Source organism: Delftia sp. 60 (assembly GCF_002754395.1).
GTDB classification, from domain to species: domain Bacteria; phylum Pseudomonadota; class Gammaproteobacteria; order Burkholderiales; family Burkholderiaceae_C; genus Comamonas; species Comamonas acidovorans.
The window spans coordinates 5587035-5609380 of sequence record NZ_PEFD01000001.1; the positions used below are offsets into that span (position 1 = coordinate 5587035).

16 protein-coding genes, 3 tRNA genes and 1 pseudogene are annotated in these 22346 nt (G+C 65.9%); 12 read left to right on the forward strand and 8 right to left on the reverse strand.

Features of this window, described 5'->3' with window-relative positions; genetic code table 11:
- Positions 1-20: 20 nt before the first annotated feature.
- Positions 21-491: a Rid family detoxifying hydrolase gene (locus tag CLV01_RS25150; RefSeq protein WP_012207118.1), complete on the reverse strand. Its 471-nt coding sequence runs from the start codon at positions 489-491 to the stop codon at positions 21-23.
- Positions 492-1138: 647 nt separating this feature from the next.
- Here CLV01_RS25150 and CLV01_RS25155 point away from each other — a divergent pair.
- Positions 1139-2551, forward strand: a complete 1413-nt coding sequence (locus CLV01_RS25155; RefSeq protein ID WP_012207119.1) for a cache domain-containing protein — start codon at positions 1139-1141, stop codon at positions 2549-2551.
- Positions 2548-3210 (forward strand): response regulator, encoded by a 663-nt coding sequence (locus tag CLV01_RS25160; protein ID WP_099732951.1) that lies wholly within the window; start codon positions 2548-2550, stop codon positions 3208-3210. The genes CLV01_RS25155 and CLV01_RS25160 overlap by 4 nt, the downstream gene beginning before the upstream one ends.
- A gap of 28 nt (positions 3211-3238) precedes the next feature.
- Here the strand turns inward: CLV01_RS25160 and CLV01_RS25165 are convergent, their stop codons facing one another.
- From CLV01_RS25165 to polA, 3 genes are all read right to left on the reverse strand, one after another.
- Positions 3239-4072, reverse strand: coding sequence for a ZIP family metal transporter (locus tag CLV01_RS25165; RefSeq protein WP_099732950.1), 834 nt, complete (start codon positions 4070-4072; stop codon positions 3239-3241).
- 346 nt (positions 4073-4418) lie between these two features.
- Positions 4419-5315: a dienelactone hydrolase family protein gene (locus CLV01_RS25170; protein WP_099732949.1), complete on the reverse strand. Its 897-nt coding sequence runs from the start codon at positions 5313-5315 to the stop codon at positions 4419-4421.
- 57 nt (positions 5316-5372) lie between these two features.
- Positions 5373-8216: a DNA polymerase I gene (gene polA, locus CLV01_RS25175; protein ID WP_099732948.1), complete on the reverse strand. Its 2844-nt coding sequence runs from the start codon at positions 8214-8216 to the stop codon at positions 5373-5375.
- 72 nt (positions 8217-8288) lie between these two features.
- Here polA and CLV01_RS25180 point away from each other — a divergent pair, with 72 nt between their 5' ends.
- The 5 genes from CLV01_RS25180 to CLV01_RS25200 all read left to right on the forward strand — a co-directional run bounded on the left by CLV01_RS25180 (position 8289) and on the right by CLV01_RS25200 (position 13889).
- Positions 8289-8660, forward strand: coding sequence for a hypothetical protein (locus tag CLV01_RS25180; protein WP_043825094.1), 372 nt, complete (start codon positions 8289-8291; stop codon positions 8658-8660).
- 125 nt (positions 8661-8785) lie between these two features.
- Positions 8786-9742 carry a homoserine kinase gene (locus tag CLV01_RS25185; protein ID WP_065345615.1) on the forward strand — a complete coding sequence of 319 codons (957 nt, stop codon included), beginning with the start codon at positions 8786-8788 and terminating at the stop codon, positions 9740-9742.
- Positions 9743-9888: 146 nt separating this feature from the next.
- Positions 9889-10722: a BPSS1780 family membrane protein gene (locus CLV01_RS25190; protein WP_012207126.1), complete on the forward strand. Its 834-nt coding sequence runs from the start codon at positions 9889-9891 to the stop codon at positions 10720-10722.
- A 306-nt stretch (positions 10723-11028) separates the two neighbouring features.
- Positions 11029-12981: a PhoX family protein gene (locus tag CLV01_RS25195; protein WP_099732947.1), complete on the forward strand. Its 1953-nt coding sequence runs from the start codon at positions 11029-11031 to the stop codon at positions 12979-12981.
- A gap of 275 nt (positions 12982-13256) precedes the next feature.
- Entirely contained in the window at positions 13257-13889 is a 633-nt protein-coding gene (locus CLV01_RS25200; protein ID WP_013800941.1) for a hypothetical protein, read from the forward strand.
- A gap of 24 nt (positions 13890-13913) precedes the next feature.
- Here CLV01_RS25200 and CLV01_RS25205 read toward each other — a convergent pair whose 3' ends face one another.
- Complete coding sequence (locus CLV01_RS25205; RefSeq protein ID WP_099732946.1) at positions 13914-16382, reverse strand: UvrD-helicase domain-containing protein; 2469 nt, start codon at positions 16380-16382, stop codon at positions 13914-13916.
- Positions 16383-16745: 363 nt separating this feature from the next.
- Here CLV01_RS25205 and CLV01_RS25210 point away from each other — a divergent pair, with 363 nt between their 5' ends.
- From CLV01_RS25210 to CLV01_RS25225, 4 genes are all read left to right on the forward strand, one after another.
- Positions 16746-17723, forward strand: a complete 978-nt coding sequence (locus CLV01_RS25210) for a GMP reductase (RefSeq protein WP_013800939.1) — start codon at positions 16746-16748, stop codon at positions 17721-17723.
- A 185-nt stretch (positions 17724-17908) separates the two neighbouring features.
- A tRNA-Lys gene (locus tag CLV01_RS25215) sits at positions 17909-17984 on the forward strand.
- Positions 17985-18039: 55 nt separating this feature from the next.
- Positions 18040-18115: transfer RNA gene (locus CLV01_RS25220), tRNA-Lys, on the forward strand.
- 46 nt (positions 18116-18161) lie between these two features.
- Positions 18162-18237 (forward strand) — tRNA-Lys (locus CLV01_RS25225).
- A gap of 36 nt (positions 18238-18273) precedes the next feature.
- On the opposite strand, the gene CLV01_RS25230 is transcribed toward CLV01_RS25225, so the two are convergent.
- Positions 18274-19272: a TRAP transporter substrate-binding protein gene (locus tag CLV01_RS25230; protein WP_043825080.1), complete on the reverse strand. Its 999-nt coding sequence runs from the start codon at positions 19270-19272 to the stop codon at positions 18274-18276.
- Positions 19269-19412: a hypothetical protein gene (locus CLV01_RS29340; protein ID WP_218968199.1), complete on the reverse strand. Its 144-nt coding sequence runs from the start codon at positions 19410-19412 to the stop codon at positions 19269-19271. Before CLV01_RS29340 ends, CLV01_RS25230 begins: the two co-directional genes overlap by 4 nt.
- Positions 19413-19538: 126 nt before the next feature.
- Between CLV01_RS29340 and CLV01_RS25235 the strand changes: the two are divergent.
- Positions 19539-20770: pseudogene (locus CLV01_RS25235) on the forward strand (multidrug effflux MFS transporter).
- A 22-nt stretch (positions 20771-20792) separates the two neighbouring features.
- Here CLV01_RS25235 and CLV01_RS25240 read toward each other — a convergent pair.
- Positions 20793-22262, reverse strand: a complete 1470-nt coding sequence (locus CLV01_RS25240) for a sensor domain-containing diguanylate cyclase (protein WP_330873353.1) — start codon at positions 22260-22262, stop codon at positions 20793-20795.
- Positions 22263-22346 lie beyond the last annotated feature (84 nt).

The following is a 22346-nucleotide window of genomic DNA, read 5'->3' on the forward strand; positions in this document are numbered from 1 at the left end:
TCCTGTCGTTGCGCAAGCGGTCAGCGGCGGCCGACGATGGCCGAGATTTCGATCTTCACATCGCGCGGCAGGCGCGCCACCTCCACCGTGGCCCGAGCGGGGGCGCCGGTCTTGAAGTACTCGCCATAGACCTTGTTCATGGCGGCGAACTCGTTGAGGTCCTTCATGAAGACCGAGGTGGACAGCACATCCTCATAGCCCAGTCCCTGGGACTTGAGCTTGGCGCCGATGTGGTCGAGCACGGCGCGCGTCTGCTCTTCGATGGTGGCGCCCTGGATGGCCGTGCCCTGTGCGTTCAGCGGCAGCACGCCCGAGAAGTAGATGGTGTTGCCATGCGCCACCATCTGCGAGTACGGGCCGATGGCCGGGTAGATCTGCGTGGTGGACAGCACCTCGCGCTTGTTGGGCGCAGCGCAACCCACCAGCGCCGCCGCCGTCACCGCCACCCCGCATGCCAGCGCCATGCGCCCCAGGTTCGTTCGAATATCCATGGTATTGCCCTTCTCAAACAAAAATACAAGCTGCCACTGCCGTGCCACGCATTACTGCATTGGCGTTATGGAAACACTTTGTCACCATTAACCCAGTCCTCAGAGGTGACCTGAATCATCGATACAAAATGATTCGAATTCGTGATTTCACGGAGAAATTCTAGGCAGGGATCTGGGGCATTCGATAATGAATTTTCCCCTACGCACCACTACGCACACGGACCCACGCAGTGCTACGCAGCCCTTCAACATTCTTTCAAAACAATGGTTTGGCACGGAATCTGCTCAACAGCAAGCAGCACATCAGGCATCAGAGGGACGGCGCACCACAATACGGCAAAACGATTATCCAAAACCCCAAAAAGGGGAGTACGCACCAAGAAAATGCATCTCGGATTTCCAGTATCCATGGGATATTGTTTCGCGCCCAAAAAATATTTTCCATGGTGTTTCCCTTGGGATATTCAAACGCCTTTTCACGCGCGCGTGAATCCGTGTGGATATACGGGGCGCGCAGGCCATTGGAAAATACAGCACCTGCCATTCAAAGGCCGCCGCCCTGGCGCTGGCGGCATGCGCGCAAGCCCTGTTGACAAGGCCCGGCCACTGGGCGGAAAAGATCGTCGGTGCACCCCACACAGGCTTCCATGCAACTTCCGCTGAAACTTGCACTTCTGTCGATTGCCGCCATCGCACTCGCCCTGGGCCTGGTCGCGGCGACCGTGCAGCACCAGACCCTGGAGCTGGCCCACCAGGAACGGGAACTGGTCGAGACCGCCTACCTGCACAGCAAGGAGACGGAGCTGCGCCACTACGTCCAGCTGGCGACCACGGCGCTGACGCGCATCAAGTCCAGCGGCGAGGAGCAATCCGTGCAGCGGCGCCAGGCGCTGGAGATGCTGTCGCGCATGCAGTTCGGCGAGGACGGCTACTTCTTTGTCTACGACGAACACGGCAACGTGCTGCTGGATGCGCGCCAGATGGGCCTGTCGGGCGTGGACCTGTGCGATCCCAACAGCCCCGGCGGCGCAGGGCCCGCCAGGATCATCCTGGACGCCGCGCGCAGCGGCGGCGGCCTGGTGCGCTACCAGTGGCAAAAACCGTCATCGCTGCGTACCGAGGCCAAGCTCGCCTACGTGGCCACGGTGCCCGAATGGGGCTGGTCGCTGGGCACGGGCCTGTACCTGGACGATGTGGAGCAGGCGCTGCGCCAGATCGACGAAAGCGCCCAGGCCAACATCGCGGCCACGCGCTGGCGCATCTTCGGCATTGCGGCGCTGTGCATCGTGCTCATCGGCGTGGCGGGGCTGGTCTTCAATCTCAGCGATCACCGCGTGTCCAGCAACAAGCTGCAGCGGCTGGCCCAGCGCGTGGTGCATTCGCAGGAAGAGGAACGCACGCGCGTGGCGCGCGACCTGCATGACGGCGTGGTGCAGGTGCTGGTCTCCTCCAAGTTCCTGCTGGAGACGGCCCAGGCCCAGCTCAGGCGGCTGGCCGCGCAGGACCCGGCCACGGCCCAGCGCATGGTGGACCAGGGCCTGGAGCAGCTCAACCACGCGCTGGTGGAGATACGGCGCGTCTCCCACGGCCTGCGCCCCGCCCTGCTGGACGACCTGGGCCTGGCCCCGGCCCTGGCGCTGATGAGCCAGCAGATGCAGGCCGAGGACGGCCTGCGCATGCAATTCGGCTGCCGCGGCGAGACGCGCTTTCTGCCGCCCAGCCATGCCACGGCCCTGTTCCGCGTGGCCCAGGAGGCCGTGACGAATGCGCAAAACCATGCCCAGGCCACGCGCATCGATGTCAGCCTGCACTTTCAGCGCCGCCGCGTGGTGCTGCAGGTCAGCGACGACGGGCAGGGCTTCGACATGCGCCGCGTGCAGCGCGACCGCCAGGGCGGCATCGGCCTGCGCAACATGCGCGAGCGCATCGAAGGCCTGGGCGGCCACCTGTCCATCAGTTCGGGGCGCCGGGGCACCCGGCTGGTCGCCGTGCTCTACCGCGATGGCGGCATGCCGCTGTCTCCCTCACCGGAATTCGAACTCCCACGGGCCGCTGCATGAACCCCATGATCCGCATCCTCCTGGTGGACGACCACCCTCTCGTGCGCGACGGCGTGTCCATGCGCCTGCAGGCCACGGACCATATCCGTGTGGTGGGCGAGGCCGCCAGCGTGGACCAGGCCCTGCCGCTGGCCCGCGAGCTGTCGCCCGACCTGGTGGTCACCGACATCCGCATGCCGGGCGCCAGCGGCATCGACCTGGCCGCGCTGTTCCGCGATCAGTTCCCGCTGGTGCGCGTGCTGGTGCTGTCCATGCATGAGGATCCCGAGTACGTGCGCCGCGCCGTGGCGCTGGGCGCACGCGGCTATGTGCTCAAGGACGCGCCTGCACAGCAGCTCATCGAGGCCATAGACCGGGTCTACGCCGGCGGCCTGTATTTCAGCCCCGGCCTGCAGCCCGTGACCGAGGAAGACGGCAGCGCGTCCGGGCCCCGGCGCGCCCTCACGCCGCGCGAGGCCAGCGTGCTGCAGTGGATCTCGGAGGGCCGCTCCAACAAGGAGATTGCGGCGCTCATGGGCACCTCGGTGCGCACCGTGGAAACCCACCGCCTGCACCTGCGCCGCAAGCTGCGCATCGACGGCCATGCGGCCTTCATCAAGTACGCGGTGGATTACGCCGACCTGCTGGGGCCGGCACCCCAGGAGGCCCGCGCAGGCTAGGACCCGCGCCTCAGCCTCAACATCAGCCTCAGTGCGCGTGCGCCGCGCGGCTGACCACGGTGACCAGCACGATGCCCAGCATCAGCCAGCCCACCTGGGCCACGGTCTCGCGGGCGCTCAGGCGCTTTTGCAGCTGGGGAATCAGGTCGGCCAGCGCCACGTAGATGAAGCTGCTGGAGGCCACGGCCAGGAAGTACGGCAGCAGTTCCTGCAGCTGTCCCACCAGGAAATAGCCGCCAATGCCGCCCAGCGTGGTCACGGCCCCGGCCATGGACACCTTGATCAGCGCCACGCGCCGGTTGGAGCTGGACTGGCGCAGCACCACGATGTCGCCCATGTGGTGCGGCACCTCGTGGGCCAGCACCGATACCGCCGCGATCAGCCCCAGGCGCATGTCGGCCATGAAGGCGGAGGCGATCAGCACGCCATCGCCGAAGCAGTGCACGCTGTCGCCGGTCAGCACGGCCCAGCCGCCGTGGCGGTGGCCGTGATGGTGATCATGGGAATGGTCATGGGTGTGGCCCTGGTGATCGTGATGTTCGTGGTGATCGTGCTCATGGGCCGGCGGCGCGCCGTGCTCATGCCCGTGGTGCCACAGCTCGGCCTTGGACAGCAGGAAAAAGAACACCAGGCCCACCAGCAGCGTCACGAACAGGTCATGCGCCCCGGCCTCGCTCTCGAAGGCCTCGGGCAAGAGGTGCATGAAGGCCGTGGCCAGCAGCGCGCCCGCCGCCAGGCTCAACAGCCGCTGCGGCATCATGCCCGGCGAGCGATTGCCTCCCAGCCCCATCAACAACGCGGCCACCCAGACGCTGCCAATACCGGCGGCCAGGGTGGCCAGAATGATTGCTACCAATGTCATAGCGATTTGTGCTTCAACCGTATGCCCTTGCAGGCGAAACCCGCGAATTCTCGCAGAAAGACAGGACCCATCGCAGCCGTGGCCTGCGATCCCATGAAGGAAGCAGGCCACGGTGTCGGGTGCCCTCGGTTTCAGCCTACAGAAGCTGTCAAGCCCCCCTACGCGAATAAAGTTGAAAGCTAGTCAGCAATACCTTAAAAACTGGCGCGTCCTCACACCAGGGACACCGAGGAAGGGCCTACGCCGGCCGCGCCGCCCCGCACCGAGGGTGTCGCCGGTTGCCCGGACGCCCCCCTCCCGCGAAGCGAGAGAGGGCGCCGTGCAACGGGGGAAGCGGCGCAGCCGCTCAGGGGGTCACCCCATGCTTATTGAACCAGGCCAGCATTTTTTGCCAGCCGTCGCGCGCAGCCTGCTCGCGGTAGCTGGGCCGGTAGTCGGCATGGAAGGCGTGCGGCGCCTCCGGGTAGATCACGAACTCCGAGGCCTTGGCCGCTGCCGAGCCCTGCTTGAGCGCCTCGCGCATGCGCTCCACGGATTCCAGCGGAATGCCCGTGTCCTGCCCGCCATACAGGCCCAGCACCGGCGCCTTGAGGCTGGAGACCAGCTCCAGCGGATGGCGTGGCTGCAGCGCGGTCTTGGCGCCTTCCAGCCGGCCGTACCAGGCCACGCCGGCCTTGACCGGGCCATGGGCCGCATACAGCCAGGTGATGCGCCCGCCCCAGCAAAAGCCCGTGATGGCCACGCGCGCCGTATCGCCGCTCTGGGTGCCGGCCCATTGCACGGCGCCGTCCAGGTCGGCCATAACCTGCTCGTCGGGCACCTTGGAGACCAGCTCGCTCATGAGCTTGGCGATGTCGGTATAGGTCTTGGGATCGCCCTGGCGTGCATACAGATCGGGGGCAATGGCCAGGTAGCCGGCACGCGCCAGCCGGCGGCAGGTGTCGGCAATGTATTCGTGCACGCCGAAGATCTCGGAGATCACCAGCACCACGGGCACATTCTTCTTGCCCGCGGGCGCGGCGCGGTAGGCGGGCACCTTGAAGCCGTTCACGGTGAAATGCACCTCGCCGGCCGTCAGGCCGTCGGCCGGCGTGGAGATGGCGGTCTGCGCCATGAGCGGCGTGGCCGCTGCGGCATAGCCCAGGCCCAGGGCGGTCTGCAATGCCAGGCGCCGCGTGGGCCCCTCTTCGCTGCTGCGCCCCGGAACCAGGGCCTTCAGGTCTTGCTGCTGATCATCACGCATGCATCTCTCCTTGGTGGTGGTTGAGAACCGGCCAAGTCTACGATGCCTGCGTGAAGCTCAATGCGCCTTGTCCCAGTTGGGTCCCAGGCCCACCTCGGCGAGCAGCGGCACCTTCAGGTCGGCCACGCCGGCCATCAGGCGCGGGATCTCGGTGCGTACCCAGTCCGACTCGCCTTCGGGCAGCTCGAACACCAGTTCATCGTGCACCTGCATGATGACGCGGACCTCGGACTGCCTGGCATCGAGCTCGGCCTGCACCGCCACCATGGCCTTCTTGATCAGGTCGGCCGCCGTGCCCTGCATGGGCGCGTTGATGGCCTGGCGTTCGGCCGCCTTCTTGCGCGGGCCGCTGCCGCCGTTGATGTCCACCAGGTACAGGCGGCGGCCGAAGACGGTTTCCACGTAGCCGTGGTCGCGCGCGAATTCCACCGTCTCGTCCATGTAGCGCTTGACGCCCGGATAGCGCTGGAAATAGCGGTCGATGTAGGCGGCCGCGGCCTTGGTCTCTATGCCCAGGTTCTTGGCCAGGCCAAAGCTGCTCATGCCGTAGATCAGCCCGAAGTTGATGACCTTGGCATAGCGGCGCTGCTCGCTGCTGACCTGCTCCAGCTCCACGTTGAAGACTTCCGATGCCGTGGCACGGTGCACGTCGCGGCCTTCGTGGAAGGCGCGCAGCAGGGACTCGTCGCCCGAAAGGTGGGCCATGATGCGCAGCTCGATCTGCGAGTAGTCGGCGCTGGCGATGACATGGCCGGGAGCGGCAATGAAGGCCTCGCGCACGCGCCGGCCTTCGGGCGTGCGGATGGGGATGTTCTGCAGGTTGGGGTCGTTGCTGGACAGGCGCCCCGTCACGGCCACGGCCTGGGCGTAGTGCGTGTGCACGCGGCCCGTGCGCGGCAGCGCCAGCTGGGCCAGCTTGTCGGTATAGGTGCCCTTGAGCTTGGACAGGCTGCGGTGCTCCAGCAGCTTGGCGGGCAGCGGATAGTCCTCGGCCAGCTTCTCCAGCACCTCTTCGTCGGTGCTGCGTGCGCCGGTGGCCGTCTTCTTGACCACGGGCATGCCCAGCTTGTCGAAAAAGATTTCGCCCAGCTGCTTGGGGCTGGCCAGGTTGAAGGGCTGGCCCGCGATGTCGTAGGCCTCCTGCTCCAGCTGCACGATGCGCTGGCCCAGGTCGTTGCTCTGCTTGGCCAGCGTGGCGGCATCGATGAGCACGCCGTTGCGCTCTATGCGGAACAGGGCCTCGCTGGTGGCGATCTCCAGCTCGTAGACGCCGCGCAGGCCGTCGTTGGCCTGCAGCTGCGGCCACAGCACGCGGTGCACGTCCAGGGTCTGGTCGGCATCCTCGCAGGCATAGGCGGCAGCCTTGTCCACGGGCACCTGGGCGAACGGGATCTGGTGGGCGCCCTTGCCGCACAGGTCTTCATAGCTGATGCCCGTGCGGTTGGTGTGGCGCAGCGCCAGGCTGGCCAGGCCGTGCGGGCGGTGCACTTCCAGCACATAGCTTTGCAGCATGGTGTCGTGCACATAGCCGTGCACCTCGATGCCGGCATTGGCGAAGACATGGCGGTCGTACTTGACGTGCTGGCCCAGCTTGGGCCGGGCGGCATCCTCCAGCCAGGGCTTGAGGCGCTGCAGCACTTCGTCGGCAGGCAGTTGCTCGGGCGCGTCGGGGCCGGCATGGCGCAGGGGGATGTAGGCAGCGGCGCCGGGCTCCACGCTCAGCGAGATGCCCACGATCTCGGCACGCATCTCGTCCAGCGAGGTGGTTTCGGTATCCAGGGCCGTGAGTTCGGCGGCGTTGATCTTGGCCAGCCACTGGTCGAACGCTTCCCAGGTCAGCACCACGTCATAGTCCAGCGGGCGCTGCTGGACGGCCTCGGCCTCGGTGGTGGCGTCGTCGGATTCGGCCTGCTCCTGGGCAAACATGTCGCCCGTGGACTGGTCGGCACGCGGCTTGGCCGCTGGCTTGCGGCCGGCCTTGACGGCTTCCAGCGCATCGGGCTCGGGCGCGGCACCGCCGAGCATGCGCGCCAGGCCCTTGAAGCCGTAGCGCTCATAGAAGTCGCGCAGCGGCGCGGTATCGGGCTCGCGCGGCGCCAGCGCGTCGAGCACCGGCAGGGTGGGCACTTCGGCGCTCAGGTCGCAGTCGGTCTTCATGGTGACCAACTGGCGGCTCAGCGCCAGCTGGCCCGAGGCGATGGCATCGCGCAGGTTCTGGCCGGCCACGCCCTTGATGTCGTCGGCCGCAGCAATCAGGCCGTCGAGCGAGCCGTGCTCGGCCAGCCACTTGACGGCTGTCTTGGGGCCCACCTTGGACACGCCGGGCACGTTGTCCACGGCATCGCCGACCAGGGCCTGGTAGTCGATCATCTGCGTGGGCGGCACGCCGAACTCGGCCGTCACGCCCGCCACGTCGCGGCGCTTGCCGCTCATGGTGTCCATCACCATGATGTGGGAGTCCACCAGCTGGGACAGGTCCTTGTCGCCACTGGAGATCACCACGTTCACTCCCTGGGCGGCGGCCGTCTTGGCCAGGGTGCCGATCACGTCGTCGGCCTCCACGCCCTGGATGGCCAGCACGGGCCAGCCCAGCAGGCGGACCACTTCATGGATGGGCTCGATCTGCGAGCGCAGATCGTCGGGCATGGGCGAGCGGTGCGCCTTGTATTCGGGGTAGAGCGTGTCGCGGAAGGTGGGTCCGCTGGTATCGAACACGCAGACGGCGTAGTCGGCCGCCACTTCCTTCCTGATCGCCTGGAGCATGTTGATCATGCCGCGGATGGCGCCCGTGGCAGGGCTTTCCGGGTTGCCGGGCTCGGCGCGCAGGTCCGGCATGGCGTGGTAGGCGCGGTAGAGGTAGCTGGAGCCGTCGATCAGCACCAGGGTCTTGGAATTGCTCATGCGCCGATTGTGCACGCGCCGGCAGGGTGACAGGGCGGGACAGCGCCCGCTGCAAGTTCTACAATGGAGCCTATGCGCGCCGCTCCACTTTTCATCTTCCTGACCCTGGCCGCCAGCTCCGTGCTGGCCCAGAACCCCACGCCTGCCCCGGCTGCCTCCACCGCTCCTGCGACGGCGACCGAGCAGACCGCGCCGGACACGGCCAAGCCCGAGGGCCGCGACCGAACCAACCAGCGCGTGGAACACATCCATGTGGAAGATGGCGGCAGCCGCGTTGACGAGCTGCGCGTGGGCGGCCAGACCCGCAGCATCACCGTGCAGCCCAAGGTCGGCGACATGCCTTCGTATGAAGTGCAGTCCAACGACGGCGCCCGTTCCTCGCGCAACCGCGGCGATGGCGACGGCACCAACGGCACGCGCGTCTGGAACCTCAAGAAGTTCTGATCCTCACCGGACTGTCCGGGCCCCCGGCCCGGCGGCATCCCAGGGGGCAGCACCTGACGGCGCTGCCCTCTTTCCATATCTGACGACAACGATTTCCGCCGCGCCCTGAAGGCCGGCAATGCAACATGGCCGTTTTCACCGAAGTCTCCGACAAAGACGCGCGCGAGCTGCTGCGCCGCATGTCCCTGGGTTCCTTCAAGGAGCTGCGCGGCATCCAGGGCGGCATAGAGAACACCAACTACTTTCTCACCACCGAACAGGGCGAGTGGGTGCTGACGCTGTTCGAGCGCCTGACGGCCGAGCAACTGCCCTTCTACCTGTACCTGATGAAGCACCTGGCGCAGGCCGGCATTCCCGTGCCCGACCCGCAGGCCGAGACCCGCAGCGGCGACATCCTGCTGAGCGTGTGCGGCAAGCCGGCCTCCATCGTCAACCGCCTGCCCGGCAAGAGCGAGCTGGCGCCCCAGCCCGCGCACTGCGCCGCCGTGGGCGAGATGCTGGCGCGCATGCACCTGGCCGGACGCGACTACGATCGCCAGCAGCCCAATCTGCGCAGCCTGCCCTGGTGGAACGAGACCGTGCCCACGGTCATCCCGCACATAGACGCACCCACGGCCGACCTGCTGCGATCCGAGCTGGCCTTCCAGAACCATGTGGCCGCCTCGCCCGCGTATGCGGCGCTGCCGCGCGGCCCCGTGCACGCCGACCTGTTCCGCGACAACGTGATGTTCGAGGGCGAGCGCCTGACCGGCTTCTTCGACTTCTACTTCGCGGGCGTGGACAGCTGGCTGTTCGACCTGGCCGTGTGCCTCAACGACTGGTGCATCGAACACGCCACCGGCGCCCATGACGCCACCAAGGCCAAGGCCATGATTGATGCCTATCAATCGGTACGCCCCCTGACCGCCGCCGAGCGCGAGCTGTTCAACCCCATGCTGCGCGCGGGCGCGCTGCGCTTTTGGATTTCCCGCCTGTGGGATTTCCACCTGCCGCGCGAGGCCTCCATGCTCGTCCCCCACGACCCCACCCATTTCGAGCGCGTGCTGCGCCAGCGCCTGGCCCACCCGGTGGCGCTGGACTGACGTCCGAAGACCGCCACAGCGCGGCCGACAGAGGGCTTTGCGGTCCACGGGCCGCGCGTCCTCGGGTACAGTCCCCGTTCGGGCGCCAGCGGCGCGGCCCATGCCAGAGGCCATGCCCCATCCAGGCGCCCCGACTTCCTCACCCCATGAAACTTCTCATCGTTCCCGCCCGTACCGGCCTGCAATGGGTGCAGCAGGGCATCCGCACCTTCCGCCAGCAGCCGCTGGCACTGGCGGCGCTGTTCTTTCTGTCGATGGCGGCCATGTCGCTGGTCACGGTGCTGCCGCTGATCGGCCCCGTGATCGCGCTGGGCCTGCTGCCTGCCACCTCGCTGGCCATGATGGTGGCGGCGGCCGAGGCATCGCACGGGCGTGCGCCCACGCCGGCCCTGCTGCTGGTGGCCTTTCGTACCGGGCGCCAGCGCCTGAACTCCATGCTCACGCTGGGCGCCATGTATGCGGCAGGCTTCCTGCTGATCATGGGCCTGTCCATGCTGGTGGACGACGGCCAGTTTGCCAACGTCTACCTGGGCGGCGAGCCGCTGACGCGCGAGATCGCCGAGTCGCCCGACTTCCAGGCCGCCATGTGGCTGAGCATGGGCCTGTACCTGCCGCTGTCCCTGCTGTTCTGGCACGCGCCGGGGCTGGTGCACTGGCACAACGTGCCCCCGGTCAAGGCCGTGTTCTTCAGCCTGGTGGCCTGTGTGCGCAACATCGGCGCGCTGGTGGTCTTCGGCCTGAGCTGGATGGGCGTGTTCATCGTGGCCGGCATCGTGATGGCCCTGATCTCGGCCGTGCTGGCCCAGGTGCTGGGCAGCATTGCCAACGGCCTGATGATCGGCACGGCCATGCTGCTGGCCGCCATGTTCTTCACCTCCATCGTCTTCACCTTCCGTGACTGCTTTGCGGCGCCGGATGAAAGCGATGGCAGCGACGCCATCGGCACCGAGCCGCCTGCGCCGCCCGGACTGTCCGGCTGAGCGCTTCGCCACTGCACCCCACAAAGCCCCTTTCAAGGGGCTTTTTCTTTGGACCTTTCTTCGGGCCCTTCTTCGGCTCCCTCTTCGCGCCTCTTCTTTGTTTTTTTGACGGGCCGCATCGCCTGGTCCCCCTCGCCTGGCGGCTGTCATATGACGCTGTCACGGTTTCGTCATGCGGATGCCATCGCTGTGTCACACCGGCTGCCTAGCATGCCGTGCGGATGTCAAGCCAGCGAGTGCGCGGCGGCATCCCGGCCCATCCCGCCCCCGATGGGTTGACGCTGACAAACCCATAACGGAAGCCCCATGTCCCAATCCACGATGCTCTCCCGCCGCAAGGCGCTGCAATTCCTGACCGGCGCCCCCCTGCTGCCGCTCGGCTCCGCCGTGTCCGCCACCGGCCTGCTGACCGCCTGCGGCGGCGGCGACGACGGCCCCGCGAAGAACTATGTGGCAGCCAGCTTCACCTCCATGGCAGCGCCCACGCTGGCCAACCCCCAGGCCATGGCCAGGATGACCGTGGCCTCTCAGCTCAAGGTGCAGTTCAGCGACAACAGCGAGCAGAGCTTCGACCTGGGCTACCAGCCGTTCTTCGTCACCGGCGATGAAGTGTCCGACGGCAAGGGCGGCAAGATCCTGGCCGGCGGCTACTACGACATCAACAATAACAAGATCATCGACCGCACCGTGGCCGGCAGCGAGCGCCACTTCTTCTCCGATTCGCCCGACGGCACCTCGCTGCTGACCGTGCCCAATGCCAAGGTGGACGGCGTCAAGGGCAAGCCCGTGTTCGCCGTGGTGCAGTTCGAATACACCACCTGGGCGCAGGACGGCAAGACCGACATGTACGGCAAGCTGCCTTCGCCCATCGCCGTGCTGACGCTGGACCAAGACCAGACCACGGGCAAGCTCAGCCTGGTCAAGTACCACAACGTGGACACCTCCAAGGTGCACGGCCTGTGGATCACCTGCGGCGCCAGCCTGTCGCCCTGGGGCACCCATCTGTCCAGCGAAGAGTACGAGCCCGACGCCTTCGCCACCGGCAATGCCCAGCTGCTGGCCTTCAGCCAGAACCTGTATGGCGACCAGAACAAGGCCAACCCCTACCACTACGGCCACATGCCCGAAGTGACGGTCAACGCGGACGGCACGGCCAGCATCAAGAAGCATTTCTGCATGGGCCGCATCTCGCACGAGCTGGTCCAGGTCATGCCCGACCAGCGCACGGCGCTGATGGGCGACGACGCTACCAACAGCGGCTACTTCGTCTTCGTGGCCGACAAGGAAAAGGACCTGTCCTCGGGTTCGCTGTACGTGGCCAAGGTGGGCGCGGGCTTCTCCATCGACCCCGCATCGGGCAGCGCCGCCGCGCTGACCTGGATCAAGCTGGGCTCGGCCACCAGCGCCGAGATCGAGCAACTGGCCAACACGCTCAAGCCCACGGACATCATGACCGTGGCCAAGACCGATCCGGGCGACGCCAGCTACACCAAGATCACGGCCAACGGCAAGGTCGAGTGGATCAAGATCAACCCCGGCATGGACAAGGCTGCCGCCTTCCTGGAAACCCACCGCTACGCCGCCTTCAAGGGCGCGAGCATGGGCTTCACCAAGATGGAAGGCACGACCGTCAACGCCAAGGACAAGGTGGCCTACTCGGCCCTGCAGAACTGCGAAAAGTCCATGGTGGCCGGTGATGCGCTGAACGTGGCCGGCAACGGCGTGTCCATCCCCAAGCAGCTCAAGGCCGGCGCCGTGATGGCGCTGAACCTGCGCGGCGGCCAGAAGGACACGGCAGGCGCCGCCATCAACAGCGAGTGGATGCCCGTGGACACCAAGGCCCTGCTGGCCGGCGAGGACATCAGTGCCGACGCGCTGGGCAACACCGGCAACCCGAACAAGATCTGCAACCCCGACAACCTCAAGTTCTCGGAGAAGATGCGCACCCTGTTCATCGGCGAGGACAGCGGCCAGCACGTGAACAACTTCCTGTGGGCCTACAACATCGACACCAAGCAGCTGTCGCGCCTGATGTCGATTCCCGCAGGCGGCGAATCCACGGGCCTGCATGCCGTGGACGAGATCAACGGCTGGACCTACATCATGAGCAACTTCCAGCACGCCGGTGACTGGGGCGCCATCCACAACGTGGTCAAGCCCACGCTGGACCCGCTGATCAGCGCCAACTATCGCGGCAAGTTCGGCGCCGCCGTCGGCTACCTGACGGGCACCGCGGCCCAGCCCAAGCTGTCGGCCTGACCGCCGCCATAGCGCCCCGCCGCCCTGCGGCGCGTGGCGCAGCCACAAAAAGGCCATGGATTTCCATGGCCTTTTTGCATGTCTGCGCCGCAATTGCATGGATGTCATGAACCCGACTCTTAGCGTGCAAAACAAGAGTCATTCTCACCTGATCGCTATAATTTCTGATGCATTGCGGCGTCGCTCGTCCGCCATCGCACCATCTTCAGCCCCGCCGGATCACGCCCCTCAAGGCCCGGCAGGCGCACGCAGAGCCACACCACAGGAGAGACTCCATGACCGAACCTTCCCGCATCCTTCGCAGCACCGCCGCATGGCTGGCCGCCGCCGCCGCACTGGCGGTGCCGGCCGCGCATGCCGACTATCTCTGGCTGCAGCAGGACGCAGGACAGGCCCGGGCCTATGCCGGAGAGCTGCGCAAGCCGCTGGAACAGCTGCCGGCCCTGGAAGACGCCAAGCAGGTCCTGCCCGACGGCAAGAGCCTTCCCCTGAAGGCCGACGCCAATCATTTCACCGCGGACGCAGGCCAGGGCGATGTGCGCATCGCCGCCACGCGCCCCGGCGCCAATGGCGTGCTGACCTACTACCAGGCCCGTTTCGGCCGCAACGACACCAAGGCCGTGAACGACCTGGAGCTGGTGCCCACCACGGCGGGCGGCGATACGTTCCAGCTGGTGTTCAAGGGCCGCAAGGTCGCGGCCAGCCAGGTCAACGTGCAGACCAGCGAGGGCTGGTACCGCACGCTCACGCCATCGCAGGACGGCACGGTGAGCTTCAAGCCCTACTTCCCGGGCCTGTACGTGCTGGAGGTGACGGCGCGCGTGGACAACGGCTCGGTCACGCTGGACGGCAAGAAATACACCGACGTGCGCCACACCACGACGCTGAGCTTCGAAGTCAAGCCCTGAACGCCGGGCGCGGCAGCCCGCGCCTCACTCCACGACCGTGAGCTTGGCAATGGACAGCGCCAGCCACTTCGTGCCGTGGCGCCCAAAGCTGACCTGGGCGCGCGCGTCGTCGCCCGTGCCTTCCAGGGCCAGCACCTTGCCTTCGCCGAACTTGTTGTGGAACACGTTCAGGCCCACGCGCAGGCCGTGGCCCGGAGCGACCTTCTGCGGCGGCACGGGAGGGCTGGCAAAGACCTCGCTGCGCCAGCCTTCGGCCTTGTTGCCGAAGCCGCCGCGATCGCGTGAACCATAGCCGCCACCACCGCCGCCACCGGGGCGGGGCGCGTAGCTGCCAAAGCCGCCCTGCTTGGGGGTGATCCACTTGAGCGCCTCATCGGGCAGCTCATCGAAGAAGCGGCTCTTGACGTTGTAGCGCGTCTGCCCGTGCAGCATGCGCGTCTGCGAATGGCTCAGGTACAGGCGCTTGCGCGCGCGGGTGATGGCCACATAGGCCAGGCGGCGCTCTTCCTCCAGGCCGCCGCGGTCCATCATGGCGTTCTCATGCGGGAACAGGCCCTCTTCCACGCCGCCGATGAAGACGGCGTCGAACTCCAGCCCCTTGGAGGCATGCACGGTCATCAGTTGCACGGCGTCCTGGCCGGCCTGGGCCTGGTTGTCGCCAGCCTCCAGCGCCGCGTGCGTCAGGAAGGCGGCCAGCGGCGACAGTGTCTCGCCGGTATCGGCATCGACCATGCCGGCCACGGTGCCGGCCGGCGGCGTGAGCGGCGTGTCCAGCAGCGGCAGCGCAGGGTCCAGGCCCTGGCTGGCCGGGCTTTGCGTCAGCGCCCTGGCGCCGTCGTGCTCGTCCAGCGGCAGGGCCACGGCATCGCGGCCAAAGCCTTCCTGGGTGACAAAGCTCTCGGCCGCGTTCACGAGTTCCTGCAGGTTCTCGATGCGGTCGGCGCCTTCCTTTTCGTTGCGGTAGTGCTCGAGCAGGCCGCTTTCTTCCTCGATGGCCTCGATGATCTCGCGCAGCGTGCGGCCCTGGGTCTGCTCGCGCAGCACGTCGATCTTGGCGACAAAGCCTGCGAGCTTGGTGCCCGGCGCGCCCGGCACCGCCGAGACGGCATCGTGCAGCGAGCAGCCCGCGCTGCGCGCCGCGTCCTGCAGCGTCTCCACGCTGCGCGCGCCAATGCCGCGCGGCGGGAAGTTCACCACGCGCAGAAAGCTGGTGTCGTCGTGCGGGTTCTCCAGCAGGCGCAGGTAGGCCAGCGCATGCTTGATTTCGGCGCGCTCGAAAAAGCGCAGGCCACCGTACACGCGGTAGGGAATGGCGGCATTGAACAGCTGCGATTCGATCACCCGGCTTTGCGCATTGCTGCGGTAGAGCACGGCGATTTCCTGGCGCTGCCAGCCGTCCTTTTTCACAAGCTGCTGGATTTCCTCGACCATCCACTGCGCCTCGGCCATGTCCGTGGGCGCCTCGTAGATGCGCACGGGCTCGCCCGGGCCCTGGGTGGTACGCAGGTTCTTGCCCAGGCGCTGGCTGTTGTGGCTGATGAGCGCGTTGGCACAGTCCAGGATGTTGCTGTAGGAGCGGTAGTTCTGCTCCAGCTTGATCTGCTGGCGCACGTCGAACTCGCGCACGAAGTCCTGCATGTTGCCCACGCGCGCACCGCGAAAGGCGTAGATGCTCTGGTCGTCGTCGCCCACGGCGATCACGCTGCCCGTGGCCTGCAGGCGGCCATCCACCATGTCGCCCGCCAGCTGCTTGAGCCACTGGTACTGCAGCTTGTTGGTGTCCTGGAACTCGTCCACCATGATGTGGCGAAAGCGCCGCTGGTAGTGGGCGCGCAGCGCGGCATCGTCGCGCAGCAGCTCGTAGGAGCGCAGCATCAGCTCGCCAAAATCGACCACGCCTTCGCGCTGGCACTGCTCCTCGTAGAGCTGGTAGATCTCGACCTTCTTGCGCGTGTCCGGGTCATTGGCCACCACGTCGCCGGGGCGCATGCCCTCTTCCTTGCAGCCGGCAATGAAGTACTGCAGCTGCTTGGGCGGAAAGCGCTCGTCGTCCACGTTGAACTGCTTGCACAGGCGCTTGACGGCCGACAGCTGGTCCTGCGTGTCCAGGATCTGGAAGGTGGACGACAGCTTTGCCGCCTGGTGGTGGGCGCGCAGCAGCCGGTTGCACAGGCCGTGGAAGGTGCCGATCCACATGCCGCGCACGTTGTAGGGCAGCATGGCCGACAGGCGGGCCAGCATTTCCTTGGCCGCCTTGTTGGTGAAGGTCACGGCCAGGATGGAGCCCGGCGTGGCCTGGCCCGTCTGCAGCAGCCAGGCGATGCGCGTGGTCAGCACCCGCGTCTTGCCCGAGCCCGCACCGGCCAGAATCAGCGCGTGGCCGGCCGGAAGCGTGACGGCAGCGAGCTGCTCCTCATTGAGGTGGGTCAGCAAAGGGGAGTTGGGGGCGGGCGCGGCACCGGAGGCGCCGTCGAGCAGATCGATCGGGAACATCCTGGCATTGTAGAAAGCACCTCGCTCCCCAGGGAAACCGATGCCGCATTTCCCGCAATCGGCCCGAAATCTGCCCGCGATCTGCCCGCAATCTGGCCGTAATAGGCCCGCGCAGCGCGCCCTTGCAGGTTCATAACGCCATCCCTATAACCGCTATATCGACAGGGTGCCCAGGCCCGGCGCCGGCAACGTATAGAATCAATCACCGGGCCCAAGTTTCTTGCGGTCCGGTTTTTTGTGCCCGGGCCACAGCCGCCCTGGCGACGCGGCCCGCCCGCGCCGCCCGCAAGACCGGCCTCCAAGCCAAGCGCCCCATCGCGGAGGGATGTTCCTGCCGCGACCTTTCATGGAGCTTGGAATCAAATGGAAATCTTCGACTACGACAACATCCTGCTGCTGCCGCGCAAGTGCCGCGTGGAAAGCCGCTCGGAGTGTGATGCCAGCGTGGAGCTGGGCGGTCGGTCCTTCCGCATCCCGGCCGTGCCGGCCAACATGAAGACGGTGGTGGATGAGAGCATCTGCACCTGGCTGGCCCAGAACGGCTACTTCTACGTGATGCACCGCTTTGACCTGGACAACGTGCAGTTCGTGCGCGAGATGCAGGGCAAGGGCTGCTTCGCCTCCATTTCGCTGGGCGTCAAGAAGCCCGACTACGACACCGTGGACCGCTTCGTCGCCGAAGGCCTGTGCCCCGAATACATCACCATCGACATCGCCCACGGCCATGCCGACAGCGTGAAGAACATGATCGGCTACCTCAAGGAAAAGCTGCCCAAGTCCTTCGTGATCGCCGGCAACGTGGGCACGCCCGAAGCCGTGATCGACCTGGAGAACTGGGGCGCTGACGCCACCAAGGTCGGCATCGGCCCCGGCAAGGTCTGCATCACCAAGCTCAAGACGGGCTTTGGCACGGGCGGCTGGCAGCTGTCGGCGCTCAAGTGGTGCGCGCGCGTGGCGACCAAGCCCATCATTGCCGATGGCGGCATCCGCAGCCACGGCGACATCGCCAAGAGCGTGCGCTTTGGCGCCACCATGGTGATGATCGGCTCGCTGTTCGCGGGCCACGAGGAATCGCCGGGCCAGACCGTCGAGGAAAACGGCCAACGCTTCAAGGAGTACTACGGCTCGGCCTCGGACTTCAACAAAGGCGAGTACAAGCACGTGGAGGGCAAGCGCATCCTCGAGCCCGTCAAGGGTCTTCTGGCCAACACCCTGATCGAGATGGAGCAGGACGTGCAAAGCTCGATCAGCTACTCCGGCGGCAAGAAGCTGATGGACATCCGCAAGGTCAACTACGTGATCCTGGGCGGTGACAACGCAGGCGAACATCTGCTGATGTAAGCGCGCTGCGCGCCAGCACCCCAAAGGCGGCCTCGGCCGCCTTTTTTGCGGCTGCGCACCGCGTGGCACGCGGGCCCGGCTCAGCGCCACCATGCCCATGAACTAAAAATTTGGCGCGTCTTCCTGCAAGCGCACAAAAAATGCCGCATAATTGCGGTCTCGTTTGCAGCGCAGACTTGTTTTTGGGGCTCTTAGCTCAGCTGGTAGAGCAGCGGACTCTTAATCCGTTGGTCGAGTGTTCGAATCACTCAGGGCCCACCAAAAATTCCTTTTCAGCCTGGATTCATCCAGGCTGATTCCTTCGGAATACCCGAGGGGGCTCTTAGCTCAGCTGGTAGAGCAGCGGACTCTTAATCCGTTGGTCGAGTGTTCGAATCACTCAGGGCCCACCAAGAATTTTTTTGCCTGATCTCATCAGGCATCCACGCAGAAATACGTGGGCTCTTAGCTCAGCTGGTAGAGCAGCGGACTCTTAATCCGTTGGTCGAGTGTTCGAATCACTCAGGGCCCACCACCAATACCCAGAACAAGGCACTCGGCGCGACAGCGCTCAGTGCCTTTTCTTGTTGTATTCCATCAGCACAGACATATTGCTGCTGCCAGCCTTGGCCACCCACTCCCGGCCAAAGCGCTCCCCCATCAAATCCAGCATGCGGCGCAGGTCCGCCGATGGCGCGGCCACGGACATCTTGTTGTCGACAAGAACCTTCTTGCCCAGCTCATCGGCCTGCTGGGCCAGCGCCCAGCCTTCTTTCTCGGCCAGCGCGGCGGCGCGGCTGATGGCCTGGCGTTCCGGCTCGGCAAAGCCCTTCCAGGCAAGCTCGCTGACGCACAACATGTTCTTGGGAATCCAGGCCTTGATGTCCAGAAACACCTTCATGGTCTTCCAAGCCTGGCTGTCGACGCCGGTGGCACTGGATGAAACCATGGCGTCAATACCTCCCTGCTCCAGCACCATGCCAAGATCACCGGCCGCGAGCACCACCGGCTGCGCTCCCCAGAGTTCCGCCAGCCGCTTGGTCGCATCGCTTTGCACCCGCAGCCTGAGCCCCCTGAGATCCACGATGCTGTTGACCGGGCGCCGGCAGAACAGGCCCTGCGCCGGCCAAGGCACGGCAAACAGCAGGCGCACACCCTGCTGAGCCAGCAAAAACTCCTGCAGCACGGGGCGGGTCAGTTGCCACAGGTGCGCAGCCTCGTCAAAGCCACGCACGATGAAAGGCAGCGAGTCCATGGCCAGCAGCGGATGGATATCCACATAGGACGACATGAGAACTTCGCCGAACTGGATTTCATTGCGCTTGAGCGCAGGAAGCACCTGCGCCATGGGCTTGAGCGCAGAGTTGGACACCACATCGATCTCCAGCGCCTGCTGGGTATCGGCACCCACGCGCGCCGCGAAGTTGCGCAGATTCTGCGTGTGAAAGATACCATCGCCATAGGCCGCCGAGAGCTGCAGTCGGCGGCCCTTGGACCAGGCAGCGCCGGCGGTCAGTTGCAACGCAGCCGGGGCCAGACCCGATATCAACGTGCGGCGAGAAACAGTCATGAAAGATCCTTGGCGAAAGCGCCCAGAACCATGCCATCCACCCCACGGCGGACCTGTGCATGCTGGCGCAAAAGATAAATTCTATCGATATTTACATCATTTAGATACAAACTATCGACACATTCCATCGCCCAGGTCATTCGCCAAGCCATCCGTCACACCGGATTCCAGCCAAGCCGCTACAGTGTCACCCTGCCGCAGGCGCAAGGGCGCGCGGCCTTTTTCTGCGCCTGCGGTCTCCCGCAACGCACAACCGCCTCGCCTGCATGCCACAAAATGTTTCCCCGCTTTGGCAGGGCCCGCGCTGGGCCCTGGCCGTCCTGCTTGCCATCCTGGGCATGCTGGGGCCGTTCTCGATCGATACCTACATCCCCGCCTTCTCCGGCATCGCCCAGGCCCTGAACGCCACGCCGCTGCAGATGCAGCAGACGCTGTCGGCCTATCTGTTCGGCTTTGCCTTCATGAACCTTTTCCACGGCGCAATGGCCGACAGCTTTGGCCGCCGCCCCGTGGTGCTGTGGGGCTGGCCGTATTCACGCTGGCATCGGCGGGCTGCGCGCTGTCGCAGAGCATCACGCAGCTGGTGCTGTTTCGCGCGTTGCAGGGCCTGTCCACGGGTGCGGGCATCGTGGTGTCGCGCGCCGTGGTGCGCGACCTGTTTCCACCCGCCCAGGCCCAGCGCGTGATGGCGCAGATCACCATCTTCTTTGGCATCGCGCCAGCCCTGGCCCCTGTGATGGGCGGCTGGCTGTTCATACACCTGGGCTGGGCGGCAGTGTTCTGGTTCCTGACCCTGGTGGGCGTGCTGCTGTGGGGCATCAACTGGCGATTCCTGCCGGAATCCCTGCCACAGGCGCAGCGCCAGCCCTTCCGCTTCAAGCCTCTGATGCACGGCTACAAGGAGCTGTGCAGCGATCCGCGCTTTGTGCTGCTGGCCTTTGCCAGCGGCGTGCCGTTCAACGGCATGTTTCTGTATGTGCTGTCGGCGCCCGCTTTCCTGGGCGACCTGCTGCACCTGCAGCCGCAGCAGTTCTTCTGGTTCTTCGTGATCTCGATCTCGGGAATCATGGGCGGCGCATGGGTGAGCGGCCGGCTGGCCGGGCGCATTCCGCCCAAGCACCAGATCCGCCATGGCTTTCTGATCATGTTCGTCGTGTCCATCATCAACTTGGTCGCCAACCTGATCTGGCCCGCCCACGTGAGCTGGGCGCTGATTCCCGTGGGGGTGTTCGCCTTCGGCTGGGCCATGATGGTGCCCGTGGTCACGCTGCTGGTGCTGGACATCCACCCGGAGCGGCGCGGCCTGGCCTCATCGCTGCAGGCCGTGGTCGGCTCCACGGCCAATGGCATCGTGGCGGGCATGATTGCACCGCTGGTGATGCATTCGACCGTACTGCTGGCCCTGGGCTCGATCAGCATGATGCTGATAGGGCTGGCGTCCTGGATCTACCTGCACCACCGCTGGCCCGAAATCGGGCGGCACGCCTCGGAGGCCTGACAGGCACTGCGGCGCAAGACCGCTAAGCGCGGCCCGCGCGGCGGTCCAGCATTCTTTCCTTGTAGTAGCGCGCCTTTTCGGCATACATGGCCTGGTCGGCGCGCGAGACGGTGGCCTCGACCTGGCTGCCCGAATCGCAGCAGGCCACGCCCATGGACAGGCTGACCGCCTGGCCCGGATAGAACTGGTTGTTGAGCTCCAGCAGCGAGAGGATGCGCTCCTTGACCGCCTCGGCGCCGCGCTCGTCCGAAGCCGGCAAAAGCACCATGAATTCGTCGCCGCCTATGCGCGCCGCGCAGGCAGGCGCATCCACGGCCTTGGTCAGCACTTCGCCCACGCGGCGCAGCATGTCGTCGCCTGCGGCATGGCCATGCTCGTCATTGGCCTCCTTGAGGCCATTCATGTCGATGGCAATCACCGCCAGCGGCCAGGGCCCCTTGCGTGCCAGGCGATTGAGTTCCTCGATATAGAAGGCGCGATTGCGCAACTGGGTCAGCACATCGTGCTTGCCCAGGTATTCGAGGTAGGCCTCGGCCTTCTTGCGCGCCGTGATGTCCACCAGCGACAGCAGCACCAGCCCCCAGTCATCTGCATGGCCATCGAGCACGGCCAGCTGCATGTGGATGTGCAGAGCGTCGCCTGACAGGGCGTAGTTCACCACTTCGCGGTGCTGCACGAGCTTGCCGCTCCAAAGGTCCTGCAACTGATCGGCAAAGGAGTCGATCATCTCGTCACGGAAGATGCGGCCCAGCCGGCTCAGCAGTTGCAGCTTGTCGGTGGCGCCGAACATGCGCAGCGTCTGGCGGTTCACGTCCACGACGCGAATCTCCTGCATGCAGCGCGAGACGAATTCCGGGTGCACCTTGAGGAAGGTGGCGAAGTCGCTGATGCCCTGGGCACGCACATCGTCGAGCAGGCGCTTGATGGCGCTGAAATCCTCGACCCACAGCGACACGGGCGAGTACTCGAACAGGTCGCGCGAGTACTGTTCGCTGCGGTGCAGCTGGCGCGCGCTGCGCATCTCGGCCGTCACGTCTTCCAGCGACACCAGCACGCAGTCCCAAAGCGCTTCATGACCGGGCAGGATTCGGCCACGGATCTGCACATCGAGCCGTCGCCCGTCCAGCGTGTAGTTGGCGGTGCGGTTGGCAAAGCTCAGAGAGCCCTGCCACAGATCCTCCAGCTCGCAGGCCAGGCCCGCGTGCATGTCATCGCGGAACACCTGGCCCAGGCTGGCAAGAAAGGTCTGCTGATCACTGGCGCCGAACAGGTCCAGCGTGCGCTGGTTGACGCGCACCACCTTGAGCGCCGCGCTGCACTGCTGCAGCGCCTGCGGGTGGGCCAGGAAATGCGCCTGCAGATCGGTCACGCCCTGTGCACGCCACTGGTCGAGCAGCCGCTTGAGCGCGCTGTAGTCCTCCAGCCATAGCGAGACGGGGGCCAGTTCGAACATGTGTTCAAAATCCACACTGGACGCGATCAAAGACTCCACAGGGCACCTCCGCGCCGCGATTATGGCAGTCACAGAGCCCGCCAGACAGCAGGTTCTGCACCATCAAGGACAGGCCGCACCACG

What these genes read in the sequence shown, in the direction of transcription:
- CLV01_RS25155 (WP_012207119.1), top strand. Translation starts at nt 1,139, where the DNA reads ATGCAACTTCCGCTGAAACTTGCACTTCTGTCGATTGCCGCCATCGCA.
- polA (WP_099732948.1), bottom strand. Translation starts at nt 8,216, where the DNA reads ATGAGCAATTCCAAGACCCTGGTGCTGATCGACGGCTCCAGCTACCTC.
- CLV01_RS25180 (WP_043825094.1), top strand. Translation starts at nt 8,289, where the DNA reads ATGCGCGCCGCTCCACTTTTCATCTTCCTGACCCTGGCCGCCAGCTCC.
- CLV01_RS25200 (WP_013800941.1), top strand. Translation starts at nt 13,257, where the DNA reads ATGACCGAACCTTCCCGCATCCTTCGCAGCACCGCCGCATGGCTGGCC.
- CLV01_RS29340 (WP_218968199.1), bottom strand. Translation starts at nt 19,412, where the DNA reads ATGACCTGGGCGATGGAATGTGTCGATAGTTTGTATCTAAATGATGTA.
- CLV01_RS25165 (WP_099732950.1), bottom strand. Translation starts at nt 4,072, where the DNA reads ATGACATTGGTAGCAATCATTCTGGCCACCCTGGCCGCCGGTATTGGC.
- CLV01_RS25190 (WP_012207126.1), top strand. Translation starts at nt 9,889, where the DNA reads ATGAAACTTCTCATCGTTCCCGCCCGTACCGGCCTGCAATGGGTGCAG.
- CLV01_RS25170 (WP_099732949.1), bottom strand. Translation starts at nt 5,315, where the DNA reads ATGCGTGATGATCAGCAGCAAGACCTGAAGGCCCTGGTTCCGGGGCGC.
- CLV01_RS25195 (WP_099732947.1), top strand. Translation starts at nt 11,029, where the DNA reads ATGTCCCAATCCACGATGCTCTCCCGCCGCAAGGCGCTGCAATTCCTG.
- CLV01_RS25210 (WP_013800939.1), top strand. Translation starts at nt 16,746, where the DNA reads ATGGAAATCTTCGACTACGACAACATCCTGCTGCTGCCGCGCAAGTGC.
- CLV01_RS25205 (WP_099732946.1), bottom strand. Translation starts at nt 16,382, where the DNA reads ATGTTCCCGATCGATCTGCTCGACGGCGCCTCCGGTGCCGCGCCCGCC.
- CLV01_RS25185 (WP_065345615.1), top strand. Translation starts at nt 8,786, where the DNA reads ATGGCCGTTTTCACCGAAGTCTCCGACAAAGACGCGCGCGAGCTGCTG.
- CLV01_RS25160 (WP_099732951.1), top strand. Translation starts at nt 2,548, where the DNA reads ATGAACCCCATGATCCGCATCCTCCTGGTGGACGACCACCCTCTCGTG.
- CLV01_RS25230 (WP_043825080.1), bottom strand. Translation starts at nt 19,272, where the DNA reads ATGACTGTTTCTCGCCGCACGTTGATATCGGGTCTGGCCCCGGCTGCG.
- CLV01_RS25150 (WP_012207118.1), bottom strand. Translation starts at nt 491, where the DNA reads ATGGATATTCGAACGAACCTGGGGCGCATGGCGCTGGCATGCGGGGTG.